This window comes from Parapusillimonas granuli, from assembly GCF_013416525.1.
Classification (GTDB): domain Bacteria; phylum Pseudomonadota; class Gammaproteobacteria; order Burkholderiales; family Burkholderiaceae_B; genus Parapusillimonas; species Parapusillimonas granuli.
Map to the genome: position 1 here is coordinate 273,452 of NZ_JACCEM010000005.1, position 25,034 is coordinate 298,485.

The window sequence follows — 25,034 nt, forward strand, 5'->3', positions numbered from 1 at the left end:
GTTGCAGGGTGCGTTCTAAAACCGCAACAGTTTTGAACGCGCGAGTCGCCTCAAGCATGATTATATTGATTTATTTGTTGCATGGTATATGATTAATACAACATTTGTTGAAATCTAGGGCTAAGGCGCCATGACACACGTTTTTCATCGCAACCCCAAACAGCAGCTGGAATTCGCCGTGCGCGGCGAAGGCATCCGGCTGTTCGACCAGAACGGCAAAGGCTATATCGACGCATCCGGCGGGGCGGCCGTTTCCTGCCTGGGGCATGGGCATCCGGCCGTCATACAGGCCATCAAGAACCAGCTGGACCAGGTCGCGTACGCGCATTCCTCCTTCTTCACCACCCAGGTCTGCGAAGACCTGGCGGATTTCCTGGCGGAGCGCGCGCCCGGCGACCTGGACCATGTCTATTTCGTATCCGGCGGGTCCGAAGCGGTCGAAGCCGCGCTCAAGCTCGCCCGCCAGTATTTCGTCGAAGCCGGCCAGCCCCAGCGCCGCCATTTCATCGCGCGCCGGCAAAGCTACCATGGCAATACGCTGGGCGCGCTCGCCATCGGCGGCAACGCGTGGCGCCGCGAGCCCTTCCTGCCCATTCTGGTGCCCGCGCATCATGTGTCGCCCTGCTACGCCTACCGCGACCAGCTTCCCAGCGAAACCGAAGAGCAATACGCCGAGCGCCTGGCCCAGGAACTGGACCAGAAGATCCGCGAACTCGGGCCCGAGAACGTCGCGGCGTTCGTGGCGGAAACCGTGGTCGGCGCCACCGCGGGGGCGCTGGCGCCAGTCAAGACCTATCTGCAGCGCATACGCCGGGTCTGCGACCAGCATGGCGTTTTGCTGATCCTGGACGAGGTCATGTCCGGCATGGGCCGCACCGGCCATCTGTTCGCCTGCGCCGAAGACGGCATCGTGCCCGACATCATCACCATCGCCAAAGGCCTGGGCGCCGGCTATCAGCCGATTGGGGCGATGATCGCAAGCAGCCGCATCTACGATGCCATCGTGGCGGGCAGCGGCTTCTTCCAGCACGGGCACACCTATATGGGCCATGCCACGGCGTGCGCCGCCGCACTGGCGGTCCAGCGCGTCATCGAACAAGACGGCCTGCTCGCCAACGTGCTGGCGCGCGGCGAGCAGCTGCGCGGCGAGTTGCGCAGCGCGCTGGCCGCGCACCCCAACGTGGGCGACGTCCGCGGGCGCGGCCTGTTCGTGGGCGTGGAATTCGTAGGCGACAAAGCCGCCAAGTCGCCGCTCGATCCCGCGCTCAAGACCCATGCCCGGCTCAAGAAGCAGGCCATGCAGAACGGCTTGATGATGTACCCCATGGGCGGTACGATCGACGGCGTGCTGGGCGACCACGTATTGCTCGCGCCGCCTTTCATCTGCACCGCGCAGGACATCAGCGAAATCGTGGCGCGTTTCGTCGACACGGTCCAGCAGATTCTGCCCGCCTGAACCCTGATAGTAGGATCCCCACATGGCCCGTTTGCCTTATGCCGACCTGACCCATCCCGAAGTCAGCCCACTGGTCGACCAAATCGTCGCGGAGCGCGGCAGCGTCCTGCACCTGTACCAAATGCTGCTGCAAAGTCCGCCCGTGGCGCGCGGCTGGCTCAATCACCTGACGGGCATACGCCAGCACAGCTCGCTGGCGGGCGACATCCGCGAAATGGTCATCATGCGCATCGCCATACTCAATGGCGCGCCGTACGAAGCCGACCAGCACGCGCCCATCGCCCTGAAGGAAGGCATGAGCCAGGCGCAGCTGGATGCATTGGGCGAGTGGGAAGGCTCGGCGCTGTTCAGCGACAAAGAACGCGCGGTGCTTGCCTACACCGACGCCATGACGCGCCACGTGCAGGTGCCGGACGCGGTCTTCGACGGCGCGAAGCAGTATTTTTCAGCGCGCGAGATGGTCGAATTGACGGCCACCATCGCGACCTACAACATGGTGTCGCGGTTCCTGGAAGCGCTGCAGATCCATACGCACGACGAACGCTGAGCGGCCGGCGCGCCATGCGCCGGGCCTAGCTCGGCCGCGTGCGGAAGAGGGCCGCTCAGTCCCTTTGCCACAAGACGTCGCCTCGGCCCGCATGCTTGTTCAGCGCGCGGGCCAGGACGAAGCACAGGTCGGACAAGCGGTTCAGGTACTGGACGACGGGCCGGTTCGCTTCCAGGCCGACCACCGTGCGCTCCGCGCGCCGGCATACGGTGCGCGCCAGGTGCGCCATGGCCGCGGCGCGGGTGCCGCCGGGAAGAATGAATTCGCGCAGCTTGCCCAGGTCCGCATTGTGGCGGGCCAGCGCCTCTTCCAGGAACAGCACGTGCTCTTCCTTCAGCGCCACATGGCCCGGTATGCATAATTCCGCGCCCAGGTCGAACAAGTCGTTCTGTATCCGGCCGAGCAAGGCGTCGATGGCCTCGGGCAGGTCTTCGCAGCGCCACAGGCCGATGACGCTGTTCAGTTCGTCCACGTCGCCCAGGGCGTCGATGCGGGGCGTGTTCTTGGCGACGCGCGTGCCGTCGCCCAGGCCGGTCGTGCCCTGGTCGCCGCCGCGAGTGGTGATGACGGAAAGTCTGGTGGCCATTGGAGTGTCCTCGGCTGTTTAGTTGGCGAGTTTTTTCAGGGCGTCCCCGGTGACGCGCACGATGCGCCAGTCGGGCAATATCTGCGCGCCCAGGTGTTCGTAGAAGTCGATGGCGTTCTTGTTCCAGTCGAGCACCGACCATTCGAACCGCCCGCAATCGAGCTCCACCGCGAGCCGGGCGAGATGCCGGAGGGCGAGCCCGCCCAGGCCTTTGCCGCGGTGTTCGGGATCGACATAGAGGTCTTCCAGATAAAGGCCGCGCTTGTCGAGGAAGCTGGAGTAATTGTGGAACCACATGATGTAGGCGACGGGTGTGCCGGGATCGGCGGCGCTTGCGCCGACCAGGCAGTTGACGGCGGGCTGTTCGCCGAACAGGCTCCGGCGCAGGCTGTCGGGCGTGGCCTTGAAAATGCCGGTCAGGTTCTCGAACTCCGCCATGTCGAGCATGAGCCGGTGGATATGGGGAATGTCTTCGATGCGCGCGGGCCGCAGTTGGTATGGGGAGGCTGCGTCGTTCAAACGTGTTCCTTCGATTGGCGTTATGCTTTAAACGTATCTTTCAGGAGTTTAGCGTATGGGTAAGCGAAGCAGGGTGTTGCTGCCGGCGGCCGCGGCCGCGCTGGCGGCATGCTCGTTCTATTCGGTTCAGGCGCTGGCCCAGGAGGCCAGCGCGACGGGCGAGGTGCGCCGCGTGGACGCGCAGGCGGGCAAGATCACGATCAAGCACGGCGCCATCGCGGCGCTGGACCTCCCGGCCATGACCTTGGTCTATCACGTGGATCCGGCGCTGCTGGCGGACATCAAGCCGGGCGACAAGGTGTCTTTCAAGGCCAGGCGTGACGGCGGGCGTTACGTGGTGACGGCGATTTCGAAATAGCCGGGGCGGTGTTCGGCCGGCGGAGGCGCGTTCGCCGGCCTGACGGGCGGCACCCTACAAAACATAGCGCGCCAGATCCTGGCTGCTGGCGGCCTCCTGCAGCTTGTCGTTGACATAAGCCGCATCGATCGTCACCGTCCGGCCGCTGCTCGCGGTCGCGTCGAACGACAAGTCCTCCAGCAGCTTCTCCATCACGGTATACAGCCGCCGCGCGCCGATGTTCTCGGTGCGCTCATTCACCTCATAAGCCAGTTCCGCCAGCCGCTGTATGCCCTCGTCGGTGAAATTCAGCGTGACGTCCTCCGTGCCCAGCAGCGCGCTGTATTGCTTGGTCAGCGACGAATCCGTCTCGCGCAGAATGCGGACGAAATCCTGCGCCGTCAGCGAATCGAGCTCGACCCGTATCGGGAAACGGCCCTGCAGTTCCGGGATCAGGTCCGACGGCCGCGACAGATGGAAAGCGCCGGAGGCGATGAACAGAATATGGTCGGTGCGCACCACCCCGTATTTCGTGTTGACCGTGGTGCCTTCGACCAGCGGCAGCAGATCGCGCTGGACGCCCTGGCGGGACACGTCGCCGCCCGCATGTTCCTGCCGGGTGGCGATCTTGTCGATCTCGTCGAGAAAGACAATGCCGTTCTGCTCGGCATTGGCGACCGCCGTCGTGCGCAAGTCTTCTTCATTGACGCGGCGCGCGGCTTCTTCTTCGGTGAGGAGCTTGAAGGCTTCCTTGACCGACATCTTCTTGACCTTCTTCTTGTCGCGGCCCAGGCCCGCGAACATGCCCTTGAGCTGTTCGGTCATTTCCTCCATGCCCGGAGGAGCCATGATTTCCATCTGCGGCGCCATCTGGGCGACCTCGATCTCGATCTGCATGTCGTCCAGCTTGCCTTCGCGCAGGCGCTTGCGGAAGGTCTGGCGGGCGGTGTTCTCTTCGCGCTGGGGTTCGCCGTGCACGTTGCGGGGCGGGGAAATCAGCACGTCGAGGATGCGGTCCTCGGCGGCGTCTTCGGCCTGCGTGCGGACGCGGCGCATTTCGAGGTCGCGCGTTTGCTTGACGGAGATTTCGACCAGGTCGCGGATGATGGTGTCGACGTCGCGGCCCACGTAGCCGACTTCGGTGAACTTGGTGGCCTCGATCTTGATGAAGGGCGCGTTGGCCAGCTTGGCCAGCCGGCGCGCGATCTCGGTCTTGCCCACGCCGGTGGGCCCGATCATGAGTATGTTCTTCGGGACGATCTCGTTGCGCAGCGGCTCGGGCACTTGCTGGCGGCGCCAGCGATTGCGCAGGGCGACCGCGACCGACCGCTTGGCGCGGTTCTGGCCGACGATGTTCTTGTCGAGTTCGGAGACGATTTCCCCGGGGGTCATGTTGGTAGCGGACATAATGATCTGGTGTTCGTTACAGCGTTTCGACGATGTGGTTCTGGTTGGTGTAGATGCACAGATCGCCGGCGATTTCCAGCGACTTCTTCACGATGTCCGCCGGGGCCAGATCGGTGTTCTGCAGCAAGGCCAGCGCGGCCGACTGGGCATAGGCGCCGCCCGAGCCGATGGCGGCCAGCCCGTGCTCGGGTTCGAGGACGTCGCCGTTGCCGGTCAGCACCAGGGTGTGGTCCTTGTCGGCCACGATCAGCATGGCTTCGAGGCGGCGCAGCACGCGATCGGTGCGCCAGTCCTTGGTGAGCTCGACCGCGGCGCGCATGAGGTTGCCCTGGTGCTTCTCGAGCTTGGCCTCGAAGCGCTCCTGCAGGGTGAAGGCGTCGGCGGTGGCGCCGGCGAAGCCCGCCAGGATCTTGTCCTGGTACAGCCGCCGGATCTTTCTTGCGGTGCCTTTGATGACGATGTTGCCCAGGGTGACCTGGCCGTCGCCGCCCAGGGCGACTTCATTGCCCCGGCGTACGCAAATAATGGTGGTGGCGTGAAATTGTTCCATGGATTCTTCCTTTGAAGATTCCATATGGGGATGGAATCAGCGGATTCAAGATGGGGTTTCGGGGCCCTGGCCCCGTACGCGGCCGGCCCGCTGGATGCTTGCCCAAAAAGCAAAAGGGGCCAGACCCCGCAAGAGGATCTGGCCCCGGTTAGGAAAGGCCATGGCCGGGGGGCGGTCAGTCGCCGTAGAGCTTCTGGCGCATTTCGCGGCGTTCCTGGGCCTCCAGGGACAGGGTAGCCGTGGGGCGCGCCAGCAGGCGCGCGATGCCGATGGGTTCGCCGGTTTCTTCGCACCAGCCGTATTCGCCGGAGTCGATGCGCGAGATGGCTTGCTGGACTTTCTTCAGCAGCTTGCGCTCGCGGTCGCGGGTGCGCAATTCCAGCGCGTGCTCTTCTTCGATGGTGGCGCGGTCGGCCGGATCGGGCACGAATTGGGTTTCGCGCAGGTTTTCGGTCGTGGCGTCGGCGTTGTTGAGGATTTCCTGTTCCAGTTCCTTCAGGCGATTGCGGAAAAACGCCAGCTGGGCCTGGTTCATGTAGTCAGCCTCTGGCATTGCCAACAGTTCCTTTTCGGTCAGCAACTGACCCTGGTTCTTAACGGCTGCGGATTTGCTTGCCATGATGTGTCCTCTTTTTGTGGTGTTGGTGCTGGAATCCGTACCGTCCGCGTCAGCGGCGGGCGGCGAGGTTCGCGATCAGACCAAGCATTGTTCTAGCCCCCGGGTGAAGATCTCCTGGGGAAGTTTACGGCCAATGAACACCATTTTGGTACTAGGCTTTTCACCCGATAGCCAGGGCTTGCCGGGTTCCGCGCCCATCATCATGTGCACGCCCTGGAAGAGCATGCGGCGGTTGATTCCTTTCAAGTACAAGATGCCCTTGTAACGCATGAGATCGGGGCCGTACACCTGGACGATGCCGCCCAGGAATTCTTCCAGGCGCTCGGGGTCGAAAGCCTTGTTGGAACGGAAGACGAAAGCGCCGATCTGGTCGTCGTGGTGGGCGTGATGATGGTCGTGGTGATGGTGGCCGCAGTGCTCATCGCATTCATGGCCGTGGTCGTGGCCGTGATGATGATCGTGAGCGGCGTCGGGATGCTCTTCGGCCAGGAATTCGGGGTCGATATCAAGAATGGTGTTCAGGTTGAAGCCGCTGATGTCCAGCAGCTGCTTGATATCGGCTTCGCCGAAATGCACCGGCATGATCGAAGCGCGCGGATTGATGCGCACCAGGCGCGATCGCAAGGCCTGGTATTCTTCTTCGGTGACCAGGTCTTTCTTGGAAATGAGGATCTTGTCGGCGAAGCCCACCTGCTTCTGCGCTTCTTCCTGCTTGTCCAGCGTGCCCATGCCGTGCTTGGCATCGACCACCGTGATGACGGCGTCGAGCCGGTAGTAGTCGGCGATTTCGTCGTCCATGAAGAAGGTCTGGCAGACCGGGCCGGGGTTGGCCATGCCGGTGGTCTCGATGATGACCCGCTCGAAGTTCAGGTCGCCCGCCTGCCGGCGCGTGCGCAGGTCGTTCAGGGTGCGCATGAGGTCGCCGCGCACCGTGCAGCACACGCAGCCGTTGCTGAGTTCGACGATTTCTTCTTCGCTGTCTTGCACGAGAAGGTCGTTGTCTATGCCTTCGGGCCCAAACTCGTTTTCGATGACGGCAATTCGGCGCCCATGGTATTCGGTCAGAATACGCTTGAGCAAGGTCGTTTTACCCGCGCCCAGAAAACCGGTAAGTATGGTGACGGGTACCATTTTATTCAGGTCGTCAGCGCCTTTCATTGCATGCCTCGCTGCGCAATCGCTGCGCAAAAAAAAACTCAACGTGCGATTACATCACAGCAAGCGTTTTAGCGCAAACATATGTTTCTAAAGTGTTAATGGGCCCGGCAATCGGCGCAGATCGCGCGCAATTCGGTCTCGTGGCCGGACAGCTTGAAGCCGGCGTGGGCGACTTTATGGGCGAGCTGCCGGCTGAGGGTCGGGTCGCTCAGTTCGGCCACGGCGCCGCATTGCGTGCAGACCACCAGCAGGTCGTGCGGCTCGCCGGCGGCGTCCATGCAGGCGGTCCAGGCGTTGATGGCGTCCAGCCGGTGGACCAGGCCTTCATCGACCAGGAAGTCGAGCGCGCGGTACACCGTGGGCGGCGCGGCGCCCGGCTGGACCGCCCGGATGAGGTCGAGCAGTTCGTAGGCCTTCACGCTGCGGCGCTGCTGGAGCAGGATCTCCAGCACCTTGCGGCGGATGGGGGTAAGGCGTTTGCCACGCTGCATGCACAGCGATTCGGCGGTGCGCAGCTGGGCCGCCAGGGCGGTTTGCTGTGTCGAACGGTTGGCAGGCATGGTATGGGATCGGGAAAACGTTCAAGTTATGTTATAACATAACGTATTGGCGCATGGCACTGCTTGCCGGCGTCCATGCGCAGTCGTGCTTTTCTTCGATCCTAACGCAATCATGCTTTCTTTGCCTCCCACTTCCTCCCGACGGTATCGCGGTTCGGCCCTCCTGGCTTCCAGCACGCGGCGCATGGCATGCGTGCTGGCGGCGGTCGCGCTGTTGTGGACGCTCACGGGATGGGCGATGGGATGGTAGGGCGGGACGTGGCCGTCATCGAGCTGGACCAGGTCTCCTTGGGGTGGCGCGACCGCGTGGCCGTGCGCGACGTCAGCGGCGCTTTCGAGCGCGGTTCGCTGACCGCCATCGTGGGGCCCAACGGCGCCGGGAAGTCCACGCTGCTCAAGGGCATCACCGGCCTGGTGAGCCCGTTGCGCGGCCGGATCCGCACGTCGGGCCGGGCCGATTCGCATATCGCCTGTCTGCCGCAGCTGGGCGAGCTCGACCGCAGTTTTCCAATCTCCACCTACGATCTCGTGGCCATGGGCGCCTGGCGCCGCGTGGGGGCCTGGAAGCGCTTCAGCGCCCAGGAGCACGAGCGCGTGCGGTCGGCGCTGGAGGCCGTCGGGCTCGCGGATTTCGGACACCGCATCATCGGCACCTTGTCGGGCGGGCAGCTGCAGCGCGCCCTGTTCGCGCGCCTGATGCTGCATGACGCCGACACCTTGCTGCTGGACGAACCCTTTGCCGCGGTCGACATGGCGACCACGGAGGACTTGATGGCCTTGCTGCATCGTTGGCATGACGAGGGCCGCACGGTGGTCGCGGTCCTGCACGACCTGGATCTGGTGCGCCGGCATTTTCCGCAGTGCCTGTTGCTGGCGGGCCAGCTGGTCGCCTGGGGCCGGACGGATGACGTCCTGACGCCGGAGAACCTGCACCTGGCGCGCCACCTGTGCGCGGGAGACTTTCTGTGAGCTGGATATTCGACCTGCTCGTCGGGCCCTTCCTGGACTACGCATTCATGCGGCGGGCGCTGGCGGGGTCCTTCGCATTGGCTTTCGCGGCCGGGCCTCTGGGCGTGTTCCTGGTGCTTCGCCGCATGAGCCTGATGGGCGACGCCATGGCCCACGCCATTCTGCCGGGCGTGGCGGTCGGTTTCCTGACGGCGGGGCTTTCACTGAGCGCCATGACGATAGGCGGCATGATCACCGGCCTGCTCGTCGCCGCCCTGGCCGGGGCGGTGTCGCGGCTCACGCCGCAGCGCGAGGACGCCAGCTTCGCCGCCTTCTACCTGGTTTCGCTGGGCCTGGGCGTGCTGCTGGTGTCGCTGCGCGGCTCCAACATGGACCTGATCCATGTGCTGTTCGGCACGGTGCTGGGGCTGGACGACGCGGCTCTGCTGCTGGTGACGTCCGTCGCGAGCATCGCCTTGCTGACGCTCGCATTGATCTTCCGGCCGCTGGTGCTGGAATGCCTGGATCCTCTTTTCCTGCGCGCCCAGGGCGCCTCCGCCTCGCTGGTGCATCTGGTGTTCCTGCTGCTGCTGGTGGCCACGATGGTGGCCGGCTTCCAGGTGCTGGGCACGCTGATGGTGGTGGGCATCATGATGCTGCCGGCCACGGCCGCCAGATTCTGGACGGGCACGGCGGGGCGCCAGATGGTGCTGGCCGCGGCGCTGGGCACGGCGGCGTCCTACGCCGGCCTGCTTTTTTCGTATTACGCCAATGTGCCGGCTTCACCCGCCATCATTCTTTCGGCAGGATGCCTGTATTTCGTCTCGGTACTTATCGGGCCTCACGGCGGGTTGTTGCAGGCGGCGAGGCAGGCTCGCGCGCGGCGGCGGCGCCTGTCCCGGGTCCTGGAGCACTCATAATGTCCCGCATCAGCGCTTTCCATGATTTCCGGCCTTTGCGCCGCCTCGCGCTCACGTCGATCGCGGCGGGTTTCGTCGCCGGGCTGGCGCCCGCATCCGCGCTCGCGCAGCCGGCGGGCCTGGCGGGGCCGCCGCTGAAGGTCGTGGCCAGTTTTTCCATCCTGGGCGACATGGTGCGCGAGATCGGGGGCGAGCACGTTTCCCTGACGACCATCGTCGGGCCCGACGCCGATGCGCATACGTTCGAGCCCTCGCCCAAGAACGTGCAGGCGCTGGCCAAGGCGCAGGTGCTGGTGCTGAACGGGCTGGACTTCGAGCCATGGCTGCCGCGCCTGGTCGAATCGGCCGGCTTCAAGGGCTTGCAGGTGCTGGCGAGCAAGGGCGTCCCGGTCAGGCATCTGAGCACCGAGGGCCCGCGGGAGCACGCCGGCCATGCGGAGCACGATCATGATGAGGACCACGATGACGAGGATCACGATGAAGCGCCCGGGCACGGCCATGCGCACGGAGACGTCGATCCGCATGCCTGGCAAAGCCTGAGCAACGGCATGATCTATGCCGCCAACATCGCCGACGGCCTGGGCGCGGCGGACCCGGCCCGCCGGGCGTATTACAAGAACCGCGCGAGACTGTACATCGAAAAAATGAAGAAGCTGGACGCCGAGATCAAGCTTGCGCTGTCCGATGTGCCGAAGCACAAGCGCAAGGTGATCAGTTCTCATGACGCCTTCGGCTATTTCGCCGACGCCTACGGCATTCAGTTCCTGGCGGTGACGGGCATATCGAATCAGGCGGAGCCTTCGGCGCGCGAGGTGGCGGCGCTGATAGACCGGGTCAGGCGGGAGTCCATCGCGGGGGTGTTCATCGAGAATGCGGCCAGCCCCAAGCTGGTTGAGCAGATCGCCAGGGAAACCGGCGCCAAGGTGGGCGGCACGCTTTATTCCGACGCGCTGGCGAAGGCGGACCAGCCGGCGTCCAGCTATCTGGGCATGTTCACCTGGAATGCCGGGCAGCTCATTTATGTCTTGAAGTCGGATGTCATCAAGCCGGGAGGCGGCTAGCGCGGGTTGGGCGGGCCGCCGCGCCCGTTGTTCGGTTTCCGCGCGGCTTGTTGATCGACCACCGCGCCCGGCGGTTCAGCCGCGGCGCCGGCCGGCCCTGGGGTGGGCCTGGTCATAGACCTTGGCCAGGTGCTGGAAGTCCAGGCGGGTGTAGATCTGGGTCGTGGAAATGTTGGCGTGGCCCAGCATTTCCTGGACGGCGCGCAGGTCCTGGGCGGATTGCAGCATGTGGCTGGCGAAGCTGTGGCGCAGCGCGTGCGGGTGCGCATGCACCGGCAGCCCGATCCTGGCGGCCAGGCGTTCCAGCTGCAGCTGCACGACGCGCGGCGATATGCGCTTGCCGCGCGCGCCCAGGAACAGGGCGGCGCCGTCGCCGGGGCCGGCGTCGGCGTGCAGCAAGCCGGTGCGCAAGGGCAGCCAGCGTTGCAGCGCTTCGATCGCCTTGCCGCCTAGCGGCACGGCGCGCGACTTGCCGCCTTTGCCGCGCACCACGGCTTCTTTTTCATCCAGTTGCAGCCAGCTGACGGACTCGTAGCCGTCCTGGCGCGTGTATCGCCAATCCAGGCTGATGAGTTCGGCCAGCCGCAATCCGCTGGAATAGAGCACTTCGAACATCGCCTGGTCGCGGCAGTCTATCGGCGTGGAGGGCGGGGGCAGGCCGGGGTGGTCCAGCAGCGCCTGCGCCTGGTCCACGGAGAGTGCCTTGGGCAGGCTGCGCGGCGCTTTGGGCGCGCGGATGCCGGCCGCCGGATTGGCGTCCAGGCCGGCGGCCGGCGCCCACCATTGGAAGAACCCGCGCCATGCCGCCAGCGCCCGGGCCAGGCTGCGGGGCTGCAGCCCCTGGCCGTGGAGCCGCGCGATGGCCTGGCGTATGTGGCTTTCGGCGTAGCGTTCCAGCGCCAGCCCGGGATGGCACTGCGCCAGGTGGTGGAGGTCCTGGCGGTACCCCGCCAGGGTATGCGGGGAATAGCGCCGATGGGCCTGGAGATGGGCCAGCCATTGCTCCATGGGCGGCGGCAGCGCATGCATGGCGGCGGGCCCTATGCGCAGTCGCCGCCGGCGGCGCGGCCCTGCAGGCGCGACAGGCCGGCGCCGGCCAGTTCGCCGATGATCTCCAGGAAGGCGGTGCCCATGTCGGGGGCGAACCGTTCGGGGTCGTTCGAGCCCAGGACCAGCAGCCCGATGGGCGGCGCGCCCTTGGCCGGCGCCAGGGGGATGACGGCCAGCGACGCCGGCCGTTCGCCCAGCCAGCCCGCCGCTTCCTGGTCTTTGTAGGGGCCGCAATAGGGCCGGGGCAATTCGCGCGCGTAGTCGCGCACGGACGGGGTGACGTCCCGGAGGTGCGGGCTGCCGGCGCCCAGCCCGGGCAGGTCCCATACGCGCAGGGCGACGCCGGGCAGGTCGAAAAGCTCGCGCAGGCTGTCGACGATGTGGCGCGGCAGGGCGGCGGCATCGTCTTCGGCCAGCATGCGGCAGCACCAGCTGGTGAGCGTCTTGCTGGTGCGCTCGTTGCCGCTGGCGTTGTGCGCCAGGCCGGAGAGCTTCCATTCCAGGTCCTTGACCCGGGCGCGCAGGGTGAGGATCTGGCGCTCGCCCAGCGATATGGCGCGGGTTTCATTGGGATGGGGGACACGCAGGTTGGCGAAGAGCTCGGCATGATCCTGGAAGAAGGAAGGATGCTCTTGAAGATAGCGCGCGATCGTGTCGGCGGAGAGGCTCTCTGCGGTCATGGTGGCGTAAGGTCCTTGGAAGGAAACTGTTGAACGAGCCGGTCGATGTCGACCTGGCCGGAATAGACGGTGGTGGCGGGGCCGCTCATGCGCAGCGCCCGGCCGTCCCAGGCTACCGTCAGCGGCCCGCCGCGCGTATGCACCCGCACGGGGCTGTCGAGCAGGCCGCGCCGTATGCCGGCGACGGCGGCGGCGCAGGCGCCCGTGCCGCAAGCCAGGGTTTCCCCGGCGCCGCGCTCGTAGACGCGCAAACGTATGGTGTGCCGGTCGACCACTTGCATGAACCCCGCGTTGACGCGCTGCCTGAAGCGCGGATGCGACTCGATCAGCGGGCCCGCCTGTTCCACCGGGTGGCGGTCCACGTCATCCACCAGCTGGACGGCATGGGGGTTGGAGATGGCCACCAGGGACAGCAGGGCGTCGGCTTGCCCGGGCAGGGGCAGCACCCACAGGGTGTCTTCGCCGCAGGCCTGCGATTGCAGGCCCGTGGTGTCGAAGCCGACGTCGTCGGGGCCGAAGCGGGTCTGGCCCATTTCGACCGAGACCCCGGCCTCGGGGGTGTTGTCCAGGGTGATCAGGCCGGTGCGGATTTCGGCGCGCAAGGGGTTGCGGCGCGACAGGCCTTGTTCGTGCACGAAGCGCACGAAACAGCGTGCGCCATTGCCGCAGTGCTCGACTTCGCCGCCGTCGGCGTTGAAGATGCGGTAGCGGAAGTCGGCCTCGGGATGATGCGGGGCCTCGACGAGCAGGATTTGGTCGGCGCCGATGCCGAAGTGCCGGTGCGCGAGCGCGCGCGCCCGTTCGGGCGTCATTTCTATGGCTTGGCGGACGCCGTCAAGGACGACGAAATCATTGCCCGCGCCATGCATTTTTACGAAGTTCCAGATCATGGGAGTGATTATGCCCCGATTCATAGGGTTTGACTGCGGTGTCGCGGCCTCAGTAGATGCGGGCTTCGCCTTCCGGTCGGGTCTTGAAGCGCCGATGCACCCAGTAGTATTGGGGCGGGTCGCGGCGCACCCAGTCTTCGATGAGCCGGTTCAGGCGCGCCGTGGCCGCCTCGGGCGTGTCATCGCCGGGAAAGTCGTCCAGCGGCGGCAGGACCTGGACATGATACTTGCCGGTGGCCAGGTCCAGCCGAGACACGATGGGCACGACGGCCGCATCGACGCTTTTCGCGATCTGGGCGGTGGCCAGCAGGGTGGCGGCCTGCACGCCGAAGAACGGCAGGAAGGCGGCCCCGGTCGTGCCGAAATCCATGTCCGGCAGGTAATACGTGGGCACGCCGTTGCGCAGGTGGCGGATGAGCCCCCGGACGCCGTCGTGGCGGCTGATCAGGTGCACGGTATTGAAGCGGCCGCGGCCCTGGCGGACGATCTCGTCCACGTCGGCATCGCTTTGGCGCGTGTACATGGTGGCCGATTCGCGCAGGAACAGCGTCAGCCTGGTGGCGGCGGCGTCCAGCCCGATGAAGTGCGGCGCGAGCATCAGGATCCGGCGCCTGGACTTGATCAGTTCGTCCAGATGCTCCAGCCCGGTGATGGGAGTGGTGTCGAGGATGGTGGACGGGGCGCCGAACCACAGCAGGCCGCGGTCGACGACGGATTGGGCGAGCAGCTGGAAGTGGCGCCTGAGCCAGATTTCGCGGTCCTGGGGGGATCTTTCGGGAAAGCACAGCGCGAGATTGGTGCGCACGATGTGCGCCCTGGAGCGCATCAGCCCGGGCGCCAGCCAGCCCAGCGCGCGCGCCCAGCGCCGCCGCGTGGCATAGGAACTGCGGCCGAAGTAGGAAAATACCCCGCGCAGCAGGGAAAGCTTGTTGAATTTCATTGGAGCGGATCGGCGGGGCGCGGCGGCGCCTCTTTGGGAATCTTGTAGCGGTTGTAGCTCCACAGGTATTGCTGCGGAAAGCGGCGGATGAGCGTTTCCATGGCGCCGTTGATGGCGGCCGCCAAGGCCTGCGGATCGGCCGGCAGGGGTTCCGGCAGCCGCAGATAGTGCATGCGCCAGCCTTTGCCGCCGGGCAGCCGCTCGCCGGCCGTCAGGATGACCGCCACGCCGGTCTGCAGCGCGAGCTTGCCCGCCAGGGTCATGGTGTAGGCCTGCTTGCCGAAGAACGGCGCCCAGACGCCGTCGCCGGCGCCCGGGACCTGATCGGGCAGCATGCCCACCGCTTCGCCGCGTTTCAGGGCGCGCACGAACTCGCGCACGCCCTGGAGCGAGGCGGGGACGGCCCTGAGACCGGGCATGTCGCGCGCATGCCGCATGATGGGTTCCAGAAACGCCTGCCGGGGCGGGCGGTACATGACGGTGAGCGGCCCGTACTGCGTCGCGTTGCGGGCGGTGATCTCGAAGCAGCCCAGGTGCGGCGTCAAGTACAGGATGCTCCGGCCTTCGGCCATGGCCTGGCGCACCACTTCGTCGTTGCCGTCGTCGGTGATGGCCAGGCATTGTTGCGTATGCAGCCAGATGCGCGGCGTTTCCAGGATCATCGCGCCGGTTTCCGCCGCCGCCCGCCGCGCGAACGACGGGTCGGCATAGCCGGCCTGCCGGGCGTTCTGCCGCAGGCGCCTGCGATAACGGCCGGGCCAGGCATAGACGAGCATGCCGGCGAGGCGTCCGATCCTGTGCAGGACAGGAAGTGGCAGCGAGGCCAGCAAATGAAACAAAGCCCGGAACATAGACGGCGGAAATAACCCTTACAGGAGATGGCGTAAATAGTGTCCGGGCCTATTTTCGCTTAAAATGGCGTTTATCGCTGAGTTAACCGACAACTTGCGGGGCGATACAGCGCTGCCTGCGGGCGGCGTGCAACTAATCCGCTAAAGCGTCGCGCCCGATTTCCACTGCTACGCAGGTGTCCGAGGTGCAACGCGTTTCGTTCAACCTCCAGGCCGGGCAGCCGGCAACACAAGGACGCATCGCCGTGGCAAACAACGATTTTCTTTTCACTTCCGAATCCGTCTCCGAAGGCCATCCCGACAAGGTCGCCGACCAAATCTCCGATTCCATCCTCGACGCCATCTTCACCCAGGACCCGAACGCCCGCGTGGCGGCCGAAACCCTGTGCAATACCGGCCTGGTCATCCTGGCCGGTGAAATCACCACCACCGCCAACGTCGACTACATCCAGGTCGCGCGCGACACCATCAAGCGCATCGGCTACGACAACACCGAATACGGCATCGACTACAAGGGCTGCGCGGTGCTGGTCGCCTACGACAAGCAATCGCCCGACATCGCCCAGGGCGTCGATCGCAGCGAAGACGAAATCCTGAACCAGGGCGCGGGCGACCAGGGGCTGATGTTCGGCTATGCCTGCGATGAAACCCCGGACCTCATGCCGGCGCCCATCTGGTATGCGCACCGCCTGGTGCAGCGCCAGAGCGAATTGCGCAAAGACGGCCGCCTGCCGTGGCTGCGCCCGGACGCCAAGTCGCAGGTCACCTTCCGCTACATCAACGGCAAGCCGGCGGAGGTCGACACCGTGGTGCTGTCCACGCAGCACGCGCCCGACATCTCCCAGTCCGACATCCGCGAAGCCGTCATCGAGGAAATCATCAAGCCCAGTTTCCCCGACGGCCTGCTGACGCCCAGGACCAAGTTCCTGATCAACCCCACCGGCATCTTCGTCATCGGCGGGCCGCAGGGCGATTGCGGGCTGACGGGCCGCAAGATCATCGTCGACACCTATGGCGGCGCATGCCCGCACGGCGGCGGCGCGTTCTCGGGCAAGGATCCCTCCAAGGTGGACCGCTCGGCGGCCTACGCGGCGCGCTATGTGGCCAAGAACGTGGTTGCGGCGGGGCTGGCGCGCCAATGCCAGGTGCAGGTCAGCTACGCCATCGGCGTGGCCGACCCCATCAACATCACCGTCTACACGGAAGGCACCGGCGTGATCCCCGACGAGCAGATCGCCCGCCTGGTGCGCGAGCACTTCGACCTGCGTCCGAAGGGCATCATCAACATGCTGGATCTCCTGCGCCCCATCTACGCCAAGACCGCCGCTTACGGGCACTTCGGCCGCAGCGAGCCGGAATTCAGCTGGGAAGCCACCGACAAGGCGCTGGCGCTGAAGCAGGCGGCCTGACATGGAAGAGCGCGAGGCGAAACGCGAGCGCGACGACGCGCGCAGCCTGAATCCCAGCGATTCGCCTTGTGTGGCGGTGTGTTCCACTCTGTACGACGATGTCTGCCGGGGTTGCGGGCGCACGGCCATGGAGGTCGCCAATTGGGTGCTCCTGGACGACGACGAAAAGCGCGAGATCTGGGAACGCATCACCGCCCAGGGGTATCCGAAGCGAAAAGGGTAGGGCGCCGGCGCCTGTCCCCATGCTACAATCCAGGCTTCCCGAGGAGCGCTGCAACGGTGTCGATCCATGATCCACCGCTAGGCTCGGGAAGCCTTCTTCACCCAACGGCGCTCATCGTTCCCTGTACAGGCGAAGATGAGCTCACGTTGCAAAGGCGCTTCGGCTGCTACAGGTTTATTGGAATACCACCATGAATACTGTTGCTGAAGCCACCGTCACCGACTACAAGATCGCCGATATCGCCCTGGCCGAATGGGGCCGCCGGGAAATCGCCATCGCCGAGACCGAAATGCCCGGCCTCATGGCGACCCGCGAGGAATTCGCCGCCAGCCAGCCGCTAAAGGGCGCCCGCATCGCCGGCAGCCTGCACATGACCATCCAGACCGCGGTGCTCATCGAGACCCTGAAGGCGCTGGGCGCCGACGTGCGCTGGGCGTCGTGCAACATTTTCTCCACCCAGGACCATGCCGCCGCCGCCATCGCCGCCGGCGGCACGCCCGTTTTCGCCGTCAAGGGCGAAACGCTTGAAGACTATTGGCGGTACACCCATGAAATCTTCGAATGGCCCAATGGCAACCATGCCAACATGATCCTGGACGACGGCGGCGACGCCACGCTGCTGCTGCATCTGGGCGCGAAGGCCGAGTCCGATATTTCCGTGCTGGCCAATCCCGGCAGCGAAGAAGAGCGCATTCTGTTCGCCGCCATCAAGGCCAGGCTCGCCGCCGATCCCAAGTGGTATTCCGAACGCCTGGCGGCCGTCCGCGGCGTAACCGAAGAAACCACCACCGGCGTGCACCGCCTGTATCAGATGTCGAAGAAAGGCGAGCTCGCCTTCCCCGCCATCAATGTCAACGATTCGGTCACCAAGTCCAAGTTCGACAACCTGTACGGCTGCCGCGAGTCCCTGGTCGACGGTATCAAGCGCGCGACCGACGTCATGGTCGCCGGCAAGATCGCCGTGGTCTGCGGCTTCGGCGACGTGGGCAAAGGCTGCGCCCAGGCGCTGGCCGCCTTGCGCGCCCAGGTGTGGGTCACCGAAATCGACCCCATCTGCGCCCTGCAGGCCTCCATGGAAGGCTACAGGGTCGTGACCCTCGATGAAGCCGCCGACAAGGCCGACATCTTCGTGACCGCCACCGGCAATTACCACGTCATCACGCGCGAACACATGGAGCGCATGAAAGACCAGGCCATCGTCTGCAACATCGGCCACTTCGACAACGAAATAGACGTCGCGGCCATCGAGGACCTGCCCTGGGAAGAGATCAAGCCGCAGGTCGATCACGTGATCTTCCCCGACGGCAAGCGCATCATCCTGCTGGCCAAGGGCCGGCTCGTGAACCTGGGCTGCGCCACCGGCCATCCTTCCTTCGTGATGTCGGCGTCCTTCACCAACCAGACCATCGCCCAGATCGAGCTCTTCACCCGCGGCGACGCCTATGAAAAAGGCCAGGTCTATGTGCTGCCCAAGCATCTGGACGAAAAAGTGGCCCGCCTGCATCTGAAGAAGCTGGGCGCGCAACTGACCACCCTGAGCCAGGCGCAGGCCGACTACATCAACGTTCCGGTCGCGGGCCCCTACAAGCCCGACCATTATCGCTACTAAGCTCAAACAAAGGAGAATGGCCCATGGAACTCATCCTGGTCTGGATACTGAATGCCGTCGCACTGCTCATCGTTGCATACATCCTGCCCGGCATAACCGTGGCCTCGTTCGGTTCCGCATTGATCGCGGCGCTGGTCCTGGGCCTGCTCAACACACTGGTCAAGCCCGTGCTCATCCTGCTGACGCTGCCCATCACCATCGTCACGCTGGGCTTGTTTCTGCTGGTGCTCAATGCGCTGGTCTTCTGGTTCGCCGGTTCGATACTGAAAGGCTTCCAGGTCAATGGGTTCTGGTGGGCGCTGCTGGGGGCATTCGTCTATAGCATCGTGTCGGGACTCCTGTCGAGGTTATTGACTTCATGAGTAGCAAGAAGGTTGTAAGTCTGGAATTTTTTCCACCGCGCGACGCGGCCGCCCAGGAAAAGCTGGCGGAATCCGCCCGCAAGCTGCTGGCGCTGCGGCCCGCGTATGTCAGCGTGACGTTCGGCGCGGGCGGCTCCACGCGCACCGGCACGGCCGATACCGTGCGCATGATGCAGAAGCTGGGCTGCGAGGCGGCGCCGCATTTGTCCTGCATCGGGTCGGCACGGGCGGTGCTGGGCAATATCCTGGATTCCTACCGCGAGCAAGGGGTAAGGCGCATCGTCGCCCTGCGCGGCGACCTGCCTTCGGGCATGGGCGGCGACCCGGGCGAGCTGCACTATGCGTCGGACCTGGTGTCCTTCATCCGCGAGCACAGCGGCGACTGGTTCCACATCGAAGTCGCCGCGTATCCGGAAATGCATCCGCAGGCAAGCAGCGCGCAGGCCGATCTGGATCATTTCATCGGCAAGGTGAATGCCGGCGCCGATAGCGCGATCACGCAGTATTTCTTCAATCCGGACGCATATTTCGATTTCGTCGAACGCGTGCATGCGAAGGGCGTGGACATTCCCATCGTGCCCGGCATCATGCCGATCACGAATTATGCGCAGCTGGCCCGCTTTTCCAATATGTGCGGCGCGGAGATCCCGCGCTGGATGCGTCTGCGCCTGATGGATTTCGGCGACGACAAGGCGTCGATCAGGGCTTTCGGCGTCGACGTCATCACGCGCATGTGCCAGCGCTTGCTGGACGGCGGGGCGCCGGGGCTGCATTTCTATACGCTGAACAACGCCGAAGTCACCACGGCCATCTGGCGGCAACTGGATGTGGGGCCGAAGCAGGCGGAGCTTCAGGGCGCTACGCTGAGAAGCGCCTGATGCCGCAAAGGGTACGCGCAGGCCGCCGGCGGCGGCTTGCCGCGGCTCCGCCTCATGGTTGTTGCGTGGCCACGCCCATGCCCCGCCGCCCTCAGAGCACGGGCGCCGGCTTGGCCCAGCCCTTGTCCGTCAGGATCGCGTCCAGCTGGAAATCATGGGCGGCGGGCGTGTAGCCCTCGCCGGACAGATCGCCGGTGGCCCAGGCGATGCCGATCGCCGTGAAGACATGCCCCTGCGCCTTCAAAGCCGCCAGTGTACGGTCGTAATAGCCCTTCCCGTAGCCGACGCGGTCGCCCTGCCGCGTATACCCCAGCGTCGGAACCAGGATGATGTCCGGCGGCGGCGCGGGCTCGCCCACGGGTTCCATGATCCCATAGGCGCCCGCCCGCAAGGATGCCTCCGGCGTCCACAGGCGGAACTCCAGCGGCGCATCCCGGGTGGTGACGACAGGCAGCGAGACGCGGTATCCTTCCTCTTCCACCCATTGCTGCAGCAAAGGCTGCAGCGCGGGTTCGTCTTCCATTGCCCAGAAAGCGGCTATGTTCTCCGGCGCGCGGCGGCCCTCTTCGCGAAGGCGCGTGCGCGTCGTGGCCAGCCAGGTGTACAGGCGCCCCCTGATAAGCAGCGCGCCCCGGTTGCTGTCCACCGCGTTCTGGGCGGCCCTGCGCTGCTTCAGGCGCGCGCGCAGCGGCGCTGCGGTATTCTCTATGCTGTTATTCATGAGCGATGTTATGTGGGACCGATTCAAAATGTTAGCTAATCGACAACGGTATCAGAAATCCCGCGGCGTGTGTGGCTCGGCGTTGGTCTTGCCGGCGCGCCTGAGCCTATGGCTGGCCTTGACGATGGGCCTGGTCGCCTGCGCCGGCGCCGAGAAACCGGTGCTGGTGGCCGGCGACGGCGCGGCAGCCGCCAAGGAAGGCGCCGGCGCGTCCCCCGACCCCCGGATGGGCGGCGCGGTCCAGGTGGCGTCGCTGCAAGGGTACGTGCCGCCCCGGCATGCGACCTCGTCCGGCGACACCATCCAGGTCGTCCCGCCGCCCCCGGCGCGCAAATTCGTGATCGACGCCCGCGAGGCGATGCAGAAGAAGCAATGGGCGCTGCTGGACCAGTTCGTGCCCGCGGCGAAGGCCGATCCGCAACTCGGCGTCTACGCCGAATACTGGTCCCTGCGGCGCAGGCTCCAGGATCCGACCCTGCCGGTCGCCGACGAAGCCATTGCGCGCTTCATGCAAGAAAACGCGGGCACCCATCTGGCGGACCGCCTGAAAGGCGATTGGATCGTGGCGGCCGTGCGGGCGGGCGATTACGCCCTGCCGGCCAGGCTGGGCCCGCCGGCCAACATGAACGCCGCCGAAAGCTGCTCCATGATCATGGCGCAGCACATGTCGGGTCAGCGTGTGAAGGCGCTCGACGCCATCGACGCCTTCCAGCCCAACACCGCCTGCTGGACCATGCTGGACCAGCTGGCGGACAGCAAGGTATTGGCAAGAAAAGACCTCGAACAGCTCTTGCGGGCCACGCTGGAAACCAACAAGGCGGCCAATGCCCAGCGCATGGCGGCCATCATGTTCGACGGCGCCGGCATGGTGCAGTACGCGGCCATCATGAAGAACCCGCGCAAATGGCTGGAAGGGCGCAAGCCGCCGCGCACCAACACCGAGGTCGAACTGACGACGATCGCCTTGTCGCGCCTGGCGTATGGCGACAAGCGCGACCAGAACGCGGCCTACATCGAACAGCACTGGTCCAAGGCATTGCCCAAGGACAACCTGCATTGGGTATGGAGTCAGTTCGGGCTGGTCGCGGCCTTGAACGTCGACCTGAAGGCGGCCGAATGGTATCGCCGTTCCGGCAACACCCGGCTCACCGATTACAACCATGCCTGGCAGGTGCGCGCTGAATTGCGGCAGCCTCGCATCGACTGGGATTGGGTCGCCAAGGCCATACGCCGCATGTCGTCGCGCCAGGCGGCCGAGCCGGTGTGGGTGTACTGGTATGCGCGCGCCCTGGCCGCCCAGGGCAACAAGGCCGCCGCGACCCAGTACTATCAATCCATCGCCGGCGAGCTCAATTTCTATGGGCAGCTGGCCGGCGAAGAGCTCGGCATCACGCCGGCCCTGCCGCCCGCGCCCATGCCCGTCACCCGCGCCGAGCTCGCCGAGGCCCGCGCCAACCCCGGCCTGCAGCGTGCCATCGCGCTGTTCGACCTGGGGTGGCGCCCCGAGGCGGTGCCGGAATGGAACTTCGCCTTGCGCGGCATGAGCGACCGCCAGCTGCTGGCCGCGGCCGAACTCGCGCGCGCCGAACACATCTATGACCGGGTGGTGAACACGTCCCTGCAGACCAAGCAGGAAGTGGACTTCTCCCAGCGGTTCATCGCGCCCTTCGAAGGGCGCGTCACGGAAAAAGCCCGCCAGATCAACCTCGATCCGGCCTGGGTGTACGGCCTCATCCGCCAGGAATCCCGTTTCATCATCGACGCGCGGTCCAGGGTGGGGGCGTCGGGGCTCATGCAGCTCATGCCGGCCACCGCGCGCTGGGTGGCGCGCAAGATCGGCATGAAGGACTTCAATCCCGCCTCGGTGAACGACTTCGACACCAATACGGTGCTGGGCACCAACTACCTGCGCATGGTGCTCAACGACCTGAACGGCTCGGAAGTCCTGGCCACGGCCGGCTACAACGCGGGTCCGGGCAGGCCGGTGCAGTGGCGCTCCAAGCTGGCTGCGCCGGTGGAAGGCGCGATCTTCGCCGAAACCATCCCCTTCACCGAAACGCGGCTGTACGTCAAGAACGTCATGTCCAACGCCACCTACTATGCCATGATGTTCACCGGCAAGCCGCAGTCCCTGAAGGAACGCCTGGGCACGATCGCGCCCGCGCCGCGCAAGAAGGTCGACCTGCCGTGACCGCCGGCAAGCCGGACGGCGCAGGGCGGCCGGGGGCCGACCCCGCCATCGCGGGGCTGGACGTCTACGTCGTCGGCGGCGCGGTGCGCGACGCCTTGCTGGGCCGGGAAGCCAAGGACGGCGACCGGGACTGGGTCGTGGTCGGCGCCACGCCCGAACAGATGGCCGCCCGGGGGTTCATCCCCGTCGGGGGGGATTTCCCGGTTTTCCTGCATCCGCGCAGCAAAGAGGAATACGCGCTGGCGCGCACCGAGCGCAAGTCCGGCCGCGGCTACAAGGGCTTCACCTTCTATACCGGCGCGGACGTCAGCCTGGAAGACGACTTGCGGCGCCGCGACCTGACCGTCAACGCCATCGCCCAGGCGCCCGACGGCCGCCTGGTCGACCCGCTGGGCGGGCGCGGCGATCTCCGCGACCGGGTGCTCAGGCACGTGGGCCAGGCATTCGCCGAAGATCCCGTGCGGCTGTTGCGGCTGGCGCGCTTCGCTGCGCGCTTTCCGGATTTTTCCATTGCGCCGGAAACCATGGATCTCGCGCGCCGGCTGGTCGAAGAGGGCGAGGTGGACGCCCTGGTGTCCGAGCGCGTCTGGCGCGAAATGGCCAAAGGCCTGGCTTGCGACGAGCCGGGCCGGATGTTCCAGGTGCTGCATGAAACCGGCGCCCTGCCGCGCATCATGCCGGGCTTCGTCTATGATCCCTCGACGCTGGAGTCGGATCTGGCCTGCGCCGCGCGCCGCGGCCTGGGGCTGGCGCCCCGGTTTGCGCTCGCTTGCCGCCAGGCGGATGACCCGGGAGCCATCGGCCGGCATGTGCGGGCGCCCGGCGAATGCGTCGATTATGCGCGCCTGCTGCCCGCGGTGCTGGATGCCCTGGGCGCCCAGCCCGGAAACGGCGCCGAGCCGGCGGCGTGGCTGGACCTGATGGAACGCTGCGACGCCCTGCGCAAGCCGGAGCGGTTCATGGACCTGATCGCGGCCGCCGATTGCGTGCGAGCCGTCGATGTCGATGCTTGGCGGAGGCGCGTGGACGCCATACGCTCGGTCGACGCGGGCGCCATCGCGCGGGCCGAGCAGGGGCGGCCGGAGCGGATCAAGCCCGCCTTGCGCGAAGCCCGCATGCTCGCGCTGCGGGCCTCATAGGCGGCCGCGGCGGTCGCCCCGCGTGAATCCCATCAGCGGCGCATCGATGCCGCGCCCGACGGCCAGCACTTTGAAGAGCTCGCCCATCTCCGCTTCGGACAGCAGTTTCTGCGCGGCGGACATGGCGCGCCCGGCGGCCGCCGTGCCGGCGCCGTTGCCCGCGCATGCCATGAGCAGTTCCGGCAAGCCGGCATTCATCAGGAAGCGCGCCTGCGAGGCATAGCCCAGGACGTCCAGGCCGCCCTCCAGGGCGGCGTCGGCCATGGCGGTGAAGTCCACATGCGCGGTGATGTCCTGCAGCCCCGGGTGAGCGAGCGCGTCGGCGTGGGCATGATGGCGGAAGTGGCACATCAGCGTGCCTTCCGCGCGCTGCGGGTGGTAGTACTCGGCCCGGGGAAACCCGTAATCGATGAGCAGCGCCGCGCCTTTGCGCAGCCAGCCGCCCATCTGCCGCAGCCAGGCTTCGGCCCGCAGGTTGATTTCGGAGCGATAGCCGGGCAGGGGCGGCATGCGCTGTGCGACGATGCTCGCCAGCCCGGCGGGGGCGGGGCGTTCGGCCCAGGCGAAGTCCGGGCCTTCGAGGCGGACGCCGAGCTCGCGCAAGCGGCCGGCTTCGTCCCATTGGAAAAGGGTGGCGGGCATGGCGTCCAGCACTTCGTTGGCCAGGATGCAGCCCGAGAAGTCCTCGGGCAGGGCGTCCAGCCAGGTGACGCGGTCTCGATGGTCCGCGAGCCTTTCCTGCTGGCGGGCGCGCAAATCCGCGGAGACCTCCAGGATCAGGTAGCGCGGGAAAACGCCCATGCCGGCCAGCGCGGGCAGGATCGACGCCGCAAGCGCTCCCGAGCCCGCGCCGAATTCCAGGATGGCGTCGCCGCCGCTGAGCGCCAGGATCTGCGCCGCCTGGCGAGCCAGCGTCTGGCCGAAGAGCGGGGTGAGTTCGGGCGCCGTGGTGAAGTCGCCGGACGGCAGATCCGCCCCGAATTTGGTGTTTCCGGCGGCGTAATAGCCCAGCCCGGGCGCATACAGCGCCAGCTGCATCCATTGTTCGAACGGCATGAAGCCATTTTCCGCCTCGGCGATCTCGCGCGCCAGGTGGTCGCGCACGGTCCGGGCGTGGGCGGCGGATTCCGCATCCAGGGGCGGCAGGCCGGAGGGCGGGCTGGCGGCGCGGCTCATGGGCGCTTCTTCTTGTTCATCAGGTAAAGGGTGTGGCACATGGACAGCAGGAAGGCTGTGATGAGGGCGACGGAGACGGCCACGATGAAGTTGTCGAACACGATCCACAATGGAATGGACAACAGGATCGACAGGAGAAAAGGCCTGGTGATGAGCTGTTTCATGCCGGTATTGTAAGGGTTCGGGGTCCTGCAAACGATGCGGCCCACCGGCCAACCGGTACGCGAGAAGCCAACGAAGGCCGCGG

28 protein-coding genes and 1 riboswitch are annotated in these 25,034 nt (G+C 66.0%); of the genes, 13 read left to right on the forward strand and 15 right to left on the reverse strand.

Going from position 1 to position 25,034, the window contains the following annotated elements:
* Positions 1-130: 130 nt before the first annotated feature.
* Entirely contained in the window at positions 131-1,456 is a 1,326-nt protein-coding gene (locus H0A72_RS11170; RefSeq protein ID WP_180155242.1) for an aspartate aminotransferase family protein, read from the forward strand.
* 22 nt (positions 1,457-1,478) lie between these two features.
* Positions 1,479-2,003 carry a carboxymuconolactone decarboxylase family protein gene (locus H0A72_RS11175; RefSeq protein ID WP_180155244.1) on the forward strand — a complete coding sequence of 175 codons (525 nt, stop codon included), beginning with the start codon at positions 1,479-1,481 and terminating at the stop codon, positions 2,001-2,003.
* Positions 2,004-2,058: 55 nt separating this feature from the next.
* On the opposite strand, the gene H0A72_RS11180 is transcribed toward H0A72_RS11175, so the two are convergent.
* The gene (locus H0A72_RS11180) at positions 2,059-2,589 is read right to left on the reverse strand and encodes a cob(I)yrinic acid a,c-diamide adenosyltransferase (RefSeq protein ID WP_180155246.1); all 531 of its coding nucleotides are present in this window, start codon (positions 2,587-2,589) and stop codon (positions 2,059-2,061) included.
* 18 nt (positions 2,590-2,607) lie between these two features.
* Positions 2,608-3,123: a GNAT family N-acetyltransferase gene (locus tag H0A72_RS11185; RefSeq protein WP_425502514.1), complete on the reverse strand. Its 516-nt coding sequence runs from the start codon at positions 3,121-3,123 to the stop codon at positions 2,608-2,610.
* 40 nt (positions 3,124-3,163) lie between these two features.
* Between H0A72_RS11185 and H0A72_RS11190 the strand changes: the two genes are divergently transcribed.
* Positions 3,164-3,466 (forward strand): copper-binding protein, encoded by a 303-nt coding sequence (locus H0A72_RS11190; RefSeq protein WP_180155248.1) that lies wholly within the window; start codon positions 3,164-3,166, stop codon positions 3,464-3,466.
* A 54-nt stretch (positions 3,467-3,520) separates the two neighbouring features.
* On the opposite strand, the gene hslU is transcribed toward H0A72_RS11190, so the two are convergent.
* The 5 genes from hslU to H0A72_RS11215 form a co-directional block, all read right to left on the reverse strand.
* Positions 3,521-4,852: an ATP-dependent protease ATPase subunit HslU gene (gene hslU / locus H0A72_RS11195; RefSeq protein WP_180155250.1), complete on the reverse strand. Its 1,332-nt coding sequence runs from the start codon at positions 4,850-4,852 to the stop codon at positions 3,521-3,523.
* 16 nt (positions 4,853-4,868) lie between these two features.
* Entirely contained in the window at positions 4,869-5,402 is a 534-nt protein-coding gene (gene hslV, locus H0A72_RS11200; RefSeq protein WP_180155252.1) for an ATP-dependent protease subunit HslV, read from the reverse strand.
* A gap of 175 nt (positions 5,403-5,577) precedes the next feature.
* A complete protein-coding gene (gene dksA / locus H0A72_RS11205) occupies positions 5,578-6,021 on the reverse strand; it encodes an RNA polymerase-binding protein DksA (RefSeq protein WP_180155254.1) in 444 nt (147 codons plus the stop codon).
* A gap of 75 nt (positions 6,022-6,096) precedes the next feature.
* Positions 6,097-7,179: a CobW family GTP-binding protein gene (locus H0A72_RS11210; protein WP_180155256.1), complete on the reverse strand. Its 1,083-nt coding sequence runs from the start codon at positions 7,177-7,179 to the stop codon at positions 6,097-6,099.
* A gap of 95 nt (positions 7,180-7,274) precedes the next feature.
* On the reverse strand, positions 7,275-7,739 hold the full coding sequence (locus H0A72_RS11215) for a Fur family transcriptional regulator (protein ID WP_180155258.1): 465 nt from the start codon (positions 7,737-7,739) through the stop codon (positions 7,275-7,277).
* 243 nt (positions 7,740-7,982) lie between these two features.
* Between H0A72_RS11215 and H0A72_RS11220 the strand changes: the two genes are divergently transcribed.
* The 3 genes from H0A72_RS11220 to H0A72_RS11230 are packed head-to-tail and all read left to right on the forward strand — an operon-like array spanning position 7,983 to position 10,668.
* Entirely contained in the window at positions 7,983-8,708 is a 726-nt protein-coding gene (locus tag H0A72_RS11220; protein ID WP_180155260.1) for a metal ABC transporter ATP-binding protein, read from the forward strand.
* Positions 8,709-8,755: 47 nt separating this feature from the next.
* Positions 8,756-9,607: a metal ABC transporter permease gene (locus H0A72_RS11225; protein ID WP_180155544.1), complete on the forward strand. Its 852-nt coding sequence runs from the start codon at positions 8,756-8,758 to the stop codon at positions 9,605-9,607.
* Positions 9,607-10,668 (forward strand): metal ABC transporter solute-binding protein, Zn/Mn family, encoded by a 1,062-nt coding sequence (locus H0A72_RS11230; protein ID WP_180155262.1) that lies wholly within the window; start codon positions 9,607-9,609, stop codon positions 10,666-10,668. The genes H0A72_RS11225 and H0A72_RS11230 overlap by 1 nt, the downstream gene beginning before the upstream one ends.
* A 75-nt stretch (positions 10,669-10,743) precedes the next feature.
* Here the strand turns inward: H0A72_RS11230 and xerC are convergent, their stop codons facing one another.
* From xerC to H0A72_RS11255, 5 genes are read right to left on the reverse strand one after another with little or no spacing between them, the layout of a single operon-like run.
* Complete coding sequence (gene xerC / locus H0A72_RS11235) at positions 10,744-11,718, reverse strand: tyrosine recombinase XerC (protein WP_246436953.1); 975 nt, start codon at positions 11,716-11,718, stop codon at positions 10,744-10,746.
* On the reverse strand, positions 11,709-12,398 hold the full coding sequence (locus H0A72_RS11240; RefSeq protein ID WP_180155266.1) for a DUF484 family protein: 690 nt from the start codon (positions 12,396-12,398) through the stop codon (positions 11,709-11,711). Before H0A72_RS11240 ends, xerC begins: the two co-directional genes overlap by 10 nt.
* Positions 12,395-13,288, reverse strand: a complete 894-nt coding sequence (gene dapF, locus H0A72_RS11245) for a diaminopimelate epimerase (RefSeq protein ID WP_180155546.1) — start codon at positions 13,286-13,288, stop codon at positions 12,395-12,397. Before dapF ends, H0A72_RS11240 begins: the two co-directional genes overlap by 4 nt.
* A 49-nt stretch (positions 13,289-13,337) precedes the next feature.
* Positions 13,338-14,228 carry a lysophospholipid acyltransferase family protein gene (locus H0A72_RS11250; RefSeq protein ID WP_180155268.1) on the reverse strand — a complete coding sequence of 297 codons (891 nt, stop codon included), beginning with the start codon at positions 14,226-14,228 and terminating at the stop codon, positions 13,338-13,340.
* Positions 14,225-15,079 carry a lysophospholipid acyltransferase family protein gene (locus tag H0A72_RS11255; protein ID WP_180155270.1) on the reverse strand — a complete coding sequence of 285 codons (855 nt, stop codon included), beginning with the start codon at positions 15,077-15,079 and terminating at the stop codon, positions 14,225-14,227. The genes H0A72_RS11250 and H0A72_RS11255 overlap by 4 nt, the downstream gene beginning before the upstream one ends.
* 245 nt (positions 15,080-15,324) lie before the next feature.
* Here H0A72_RS11255 and metK point away from each other — a divergent pair, with 245 nt between their 5' ends.
* The 5 genes from metK (at position 15,325) to metF (ending at position 19,560) form a co-directional block, all read left to right on the forward strand.
* On the forward strand, positions 15,325-16,488 hold the full coding sequence (metK, locus tag H0A72_RS11260) for a methionine adenosyltransferase (protein WP_180155548.1): 1,164 nt from the start codon (positions 15,325-15,327) through the stop codon (positions 16,486-16,488).
* 1 nt (position 16,489) lies between these two features.
* On the forward strand, positions 16,490-16,711 hold the full coding sequence (locus H0A72_RS11265) for a DUF1289 domain-containing protein (protein WP_180155272.1): 222 nt from the start codon (positions 16,490-16,492) through the stop codon (positions 16,709-16,711).
* A gap of 34 nt (positions 16,712-16,745) precedes the next feature.
* A riboswitch (S-adenosyl-L-homocysteine riboswitch) is annotated at positions 16,746-16,831 on the forward strand.
* 70 nt (positions 16,832-16,901) lie between these two features.
* Positions 16,902-18,320, forward strand: coding sequence for an adenosylhomocysteinase (gene ahcY, locus H0A72_RS11270; RefSeq protein WP_180155274.1), 1,419 nt, complete (start codon positions 16,902-16,904; stop codon positions 18,318-18,320).
* Between the two features lie 23 nt (positions 18,321-18,343).
* Entirely contained in the window at positions 18,344-18,682 is a 339-nt protein-coding gene (locus tag H0A72_RS11275) for a phage holin family protein (RefSeq protein ID WP_180155276.1), read from the forward strand.
* Positions 18,679-19,560: a methylenetetrahydrofolate reductase [NAD(P)H] gene (gene metF, locus H0A72_RS11280; RefSeq protein WP_180155278.1), complete on the forward strand. Its 882-nt coding sequence runs from the start codon at positions 18,679-18,681 to the stop codon at positions 19,558-19,560. Before H0A72_RS11275 ends, metF begins: the two co-directional genes overlap by 4 nt.
* Before the next feature lie 91 nt (positions 19,561-19,651).
* Here metF and H0A72_RS11285 read toward each other — a convergent pair whose 3' ends face one another.
* The gene (locus H0A72_RS11285; RefSeq protein ID WP_180155280.1) at positions 19,652-20,281 is read right to left on the reverse strand and encodes a 5-formyltetrahydrofolate cyclo-ligase; all 630 of its coding nucleotides are present in this window, start codon (positions 20,279-20,281) and stop codon (positions 19,652-19,654) included.
* Positions 20,282-20,309: 28 nt separating this feature from the next.
* On the opposite strand from H0A72_RS11285, the gene H0A72_RS11290 reads away from it, so the two are divergent.
* Together H0A72_RS11290 and H0A72_RS11295 are read left to right on the forward strand one after the other, a co-directional pair.
* Positions 20,310-22,472, forward strand: coding sequence for a lytic transglycosylase domain-containing protein (locus tag H0A72_RS11290; RefSeq protein ID WP_180155282.1), 2,163 nt, complete (start codon positions 20,310-20,312; stop codon positions 22,470-22,472).
* Entirely contained in the window at positions 22,469-23,611 is a 1,143-nt protein-coding gene (locus H0A72_RS11295; RefSeq protein WP_343060176.1) for a tRNA nucleotidyltransferase/poly(A) polymerase-related protein, read from the forward strand. The genes H0A72_RS11290 and H0A72_RS11295 overlap by 4 nt, the downstream gene beginning before the upstream one ends.
* Here H0A72_RS11295 and H0A72_RS11300 read toward each other — a convergent pair.
* Entirely contained in the window at positions 23,606-24,787 is a 1,182-nt protein-coding gene (locus tag H0A72_RS11300; RefSeq protein ID WP_180155284.1) for a class I SAM-dependent methyltransferase, read from the reverse strand. The two genes, H0A72_RS11295 and H0A72_RS11300, sit on opposite strands and share 6 nt — an antisense overlap.
* Entirely contained in the window at positions 24,784-24,951 is a 168-nt protein-coding gene (locus tag H0A72_RS11305) for a hypothetical protein (protein WP_180155286.1), read from the reverse strand. Before H0A72_RS11305 ends, H0A72_RS11300 begins: the two co-directional genes overlap by 4 nt.
* Between the last annotated feature and the right edge of the window lie 83 nt (positions 24,952-25,034).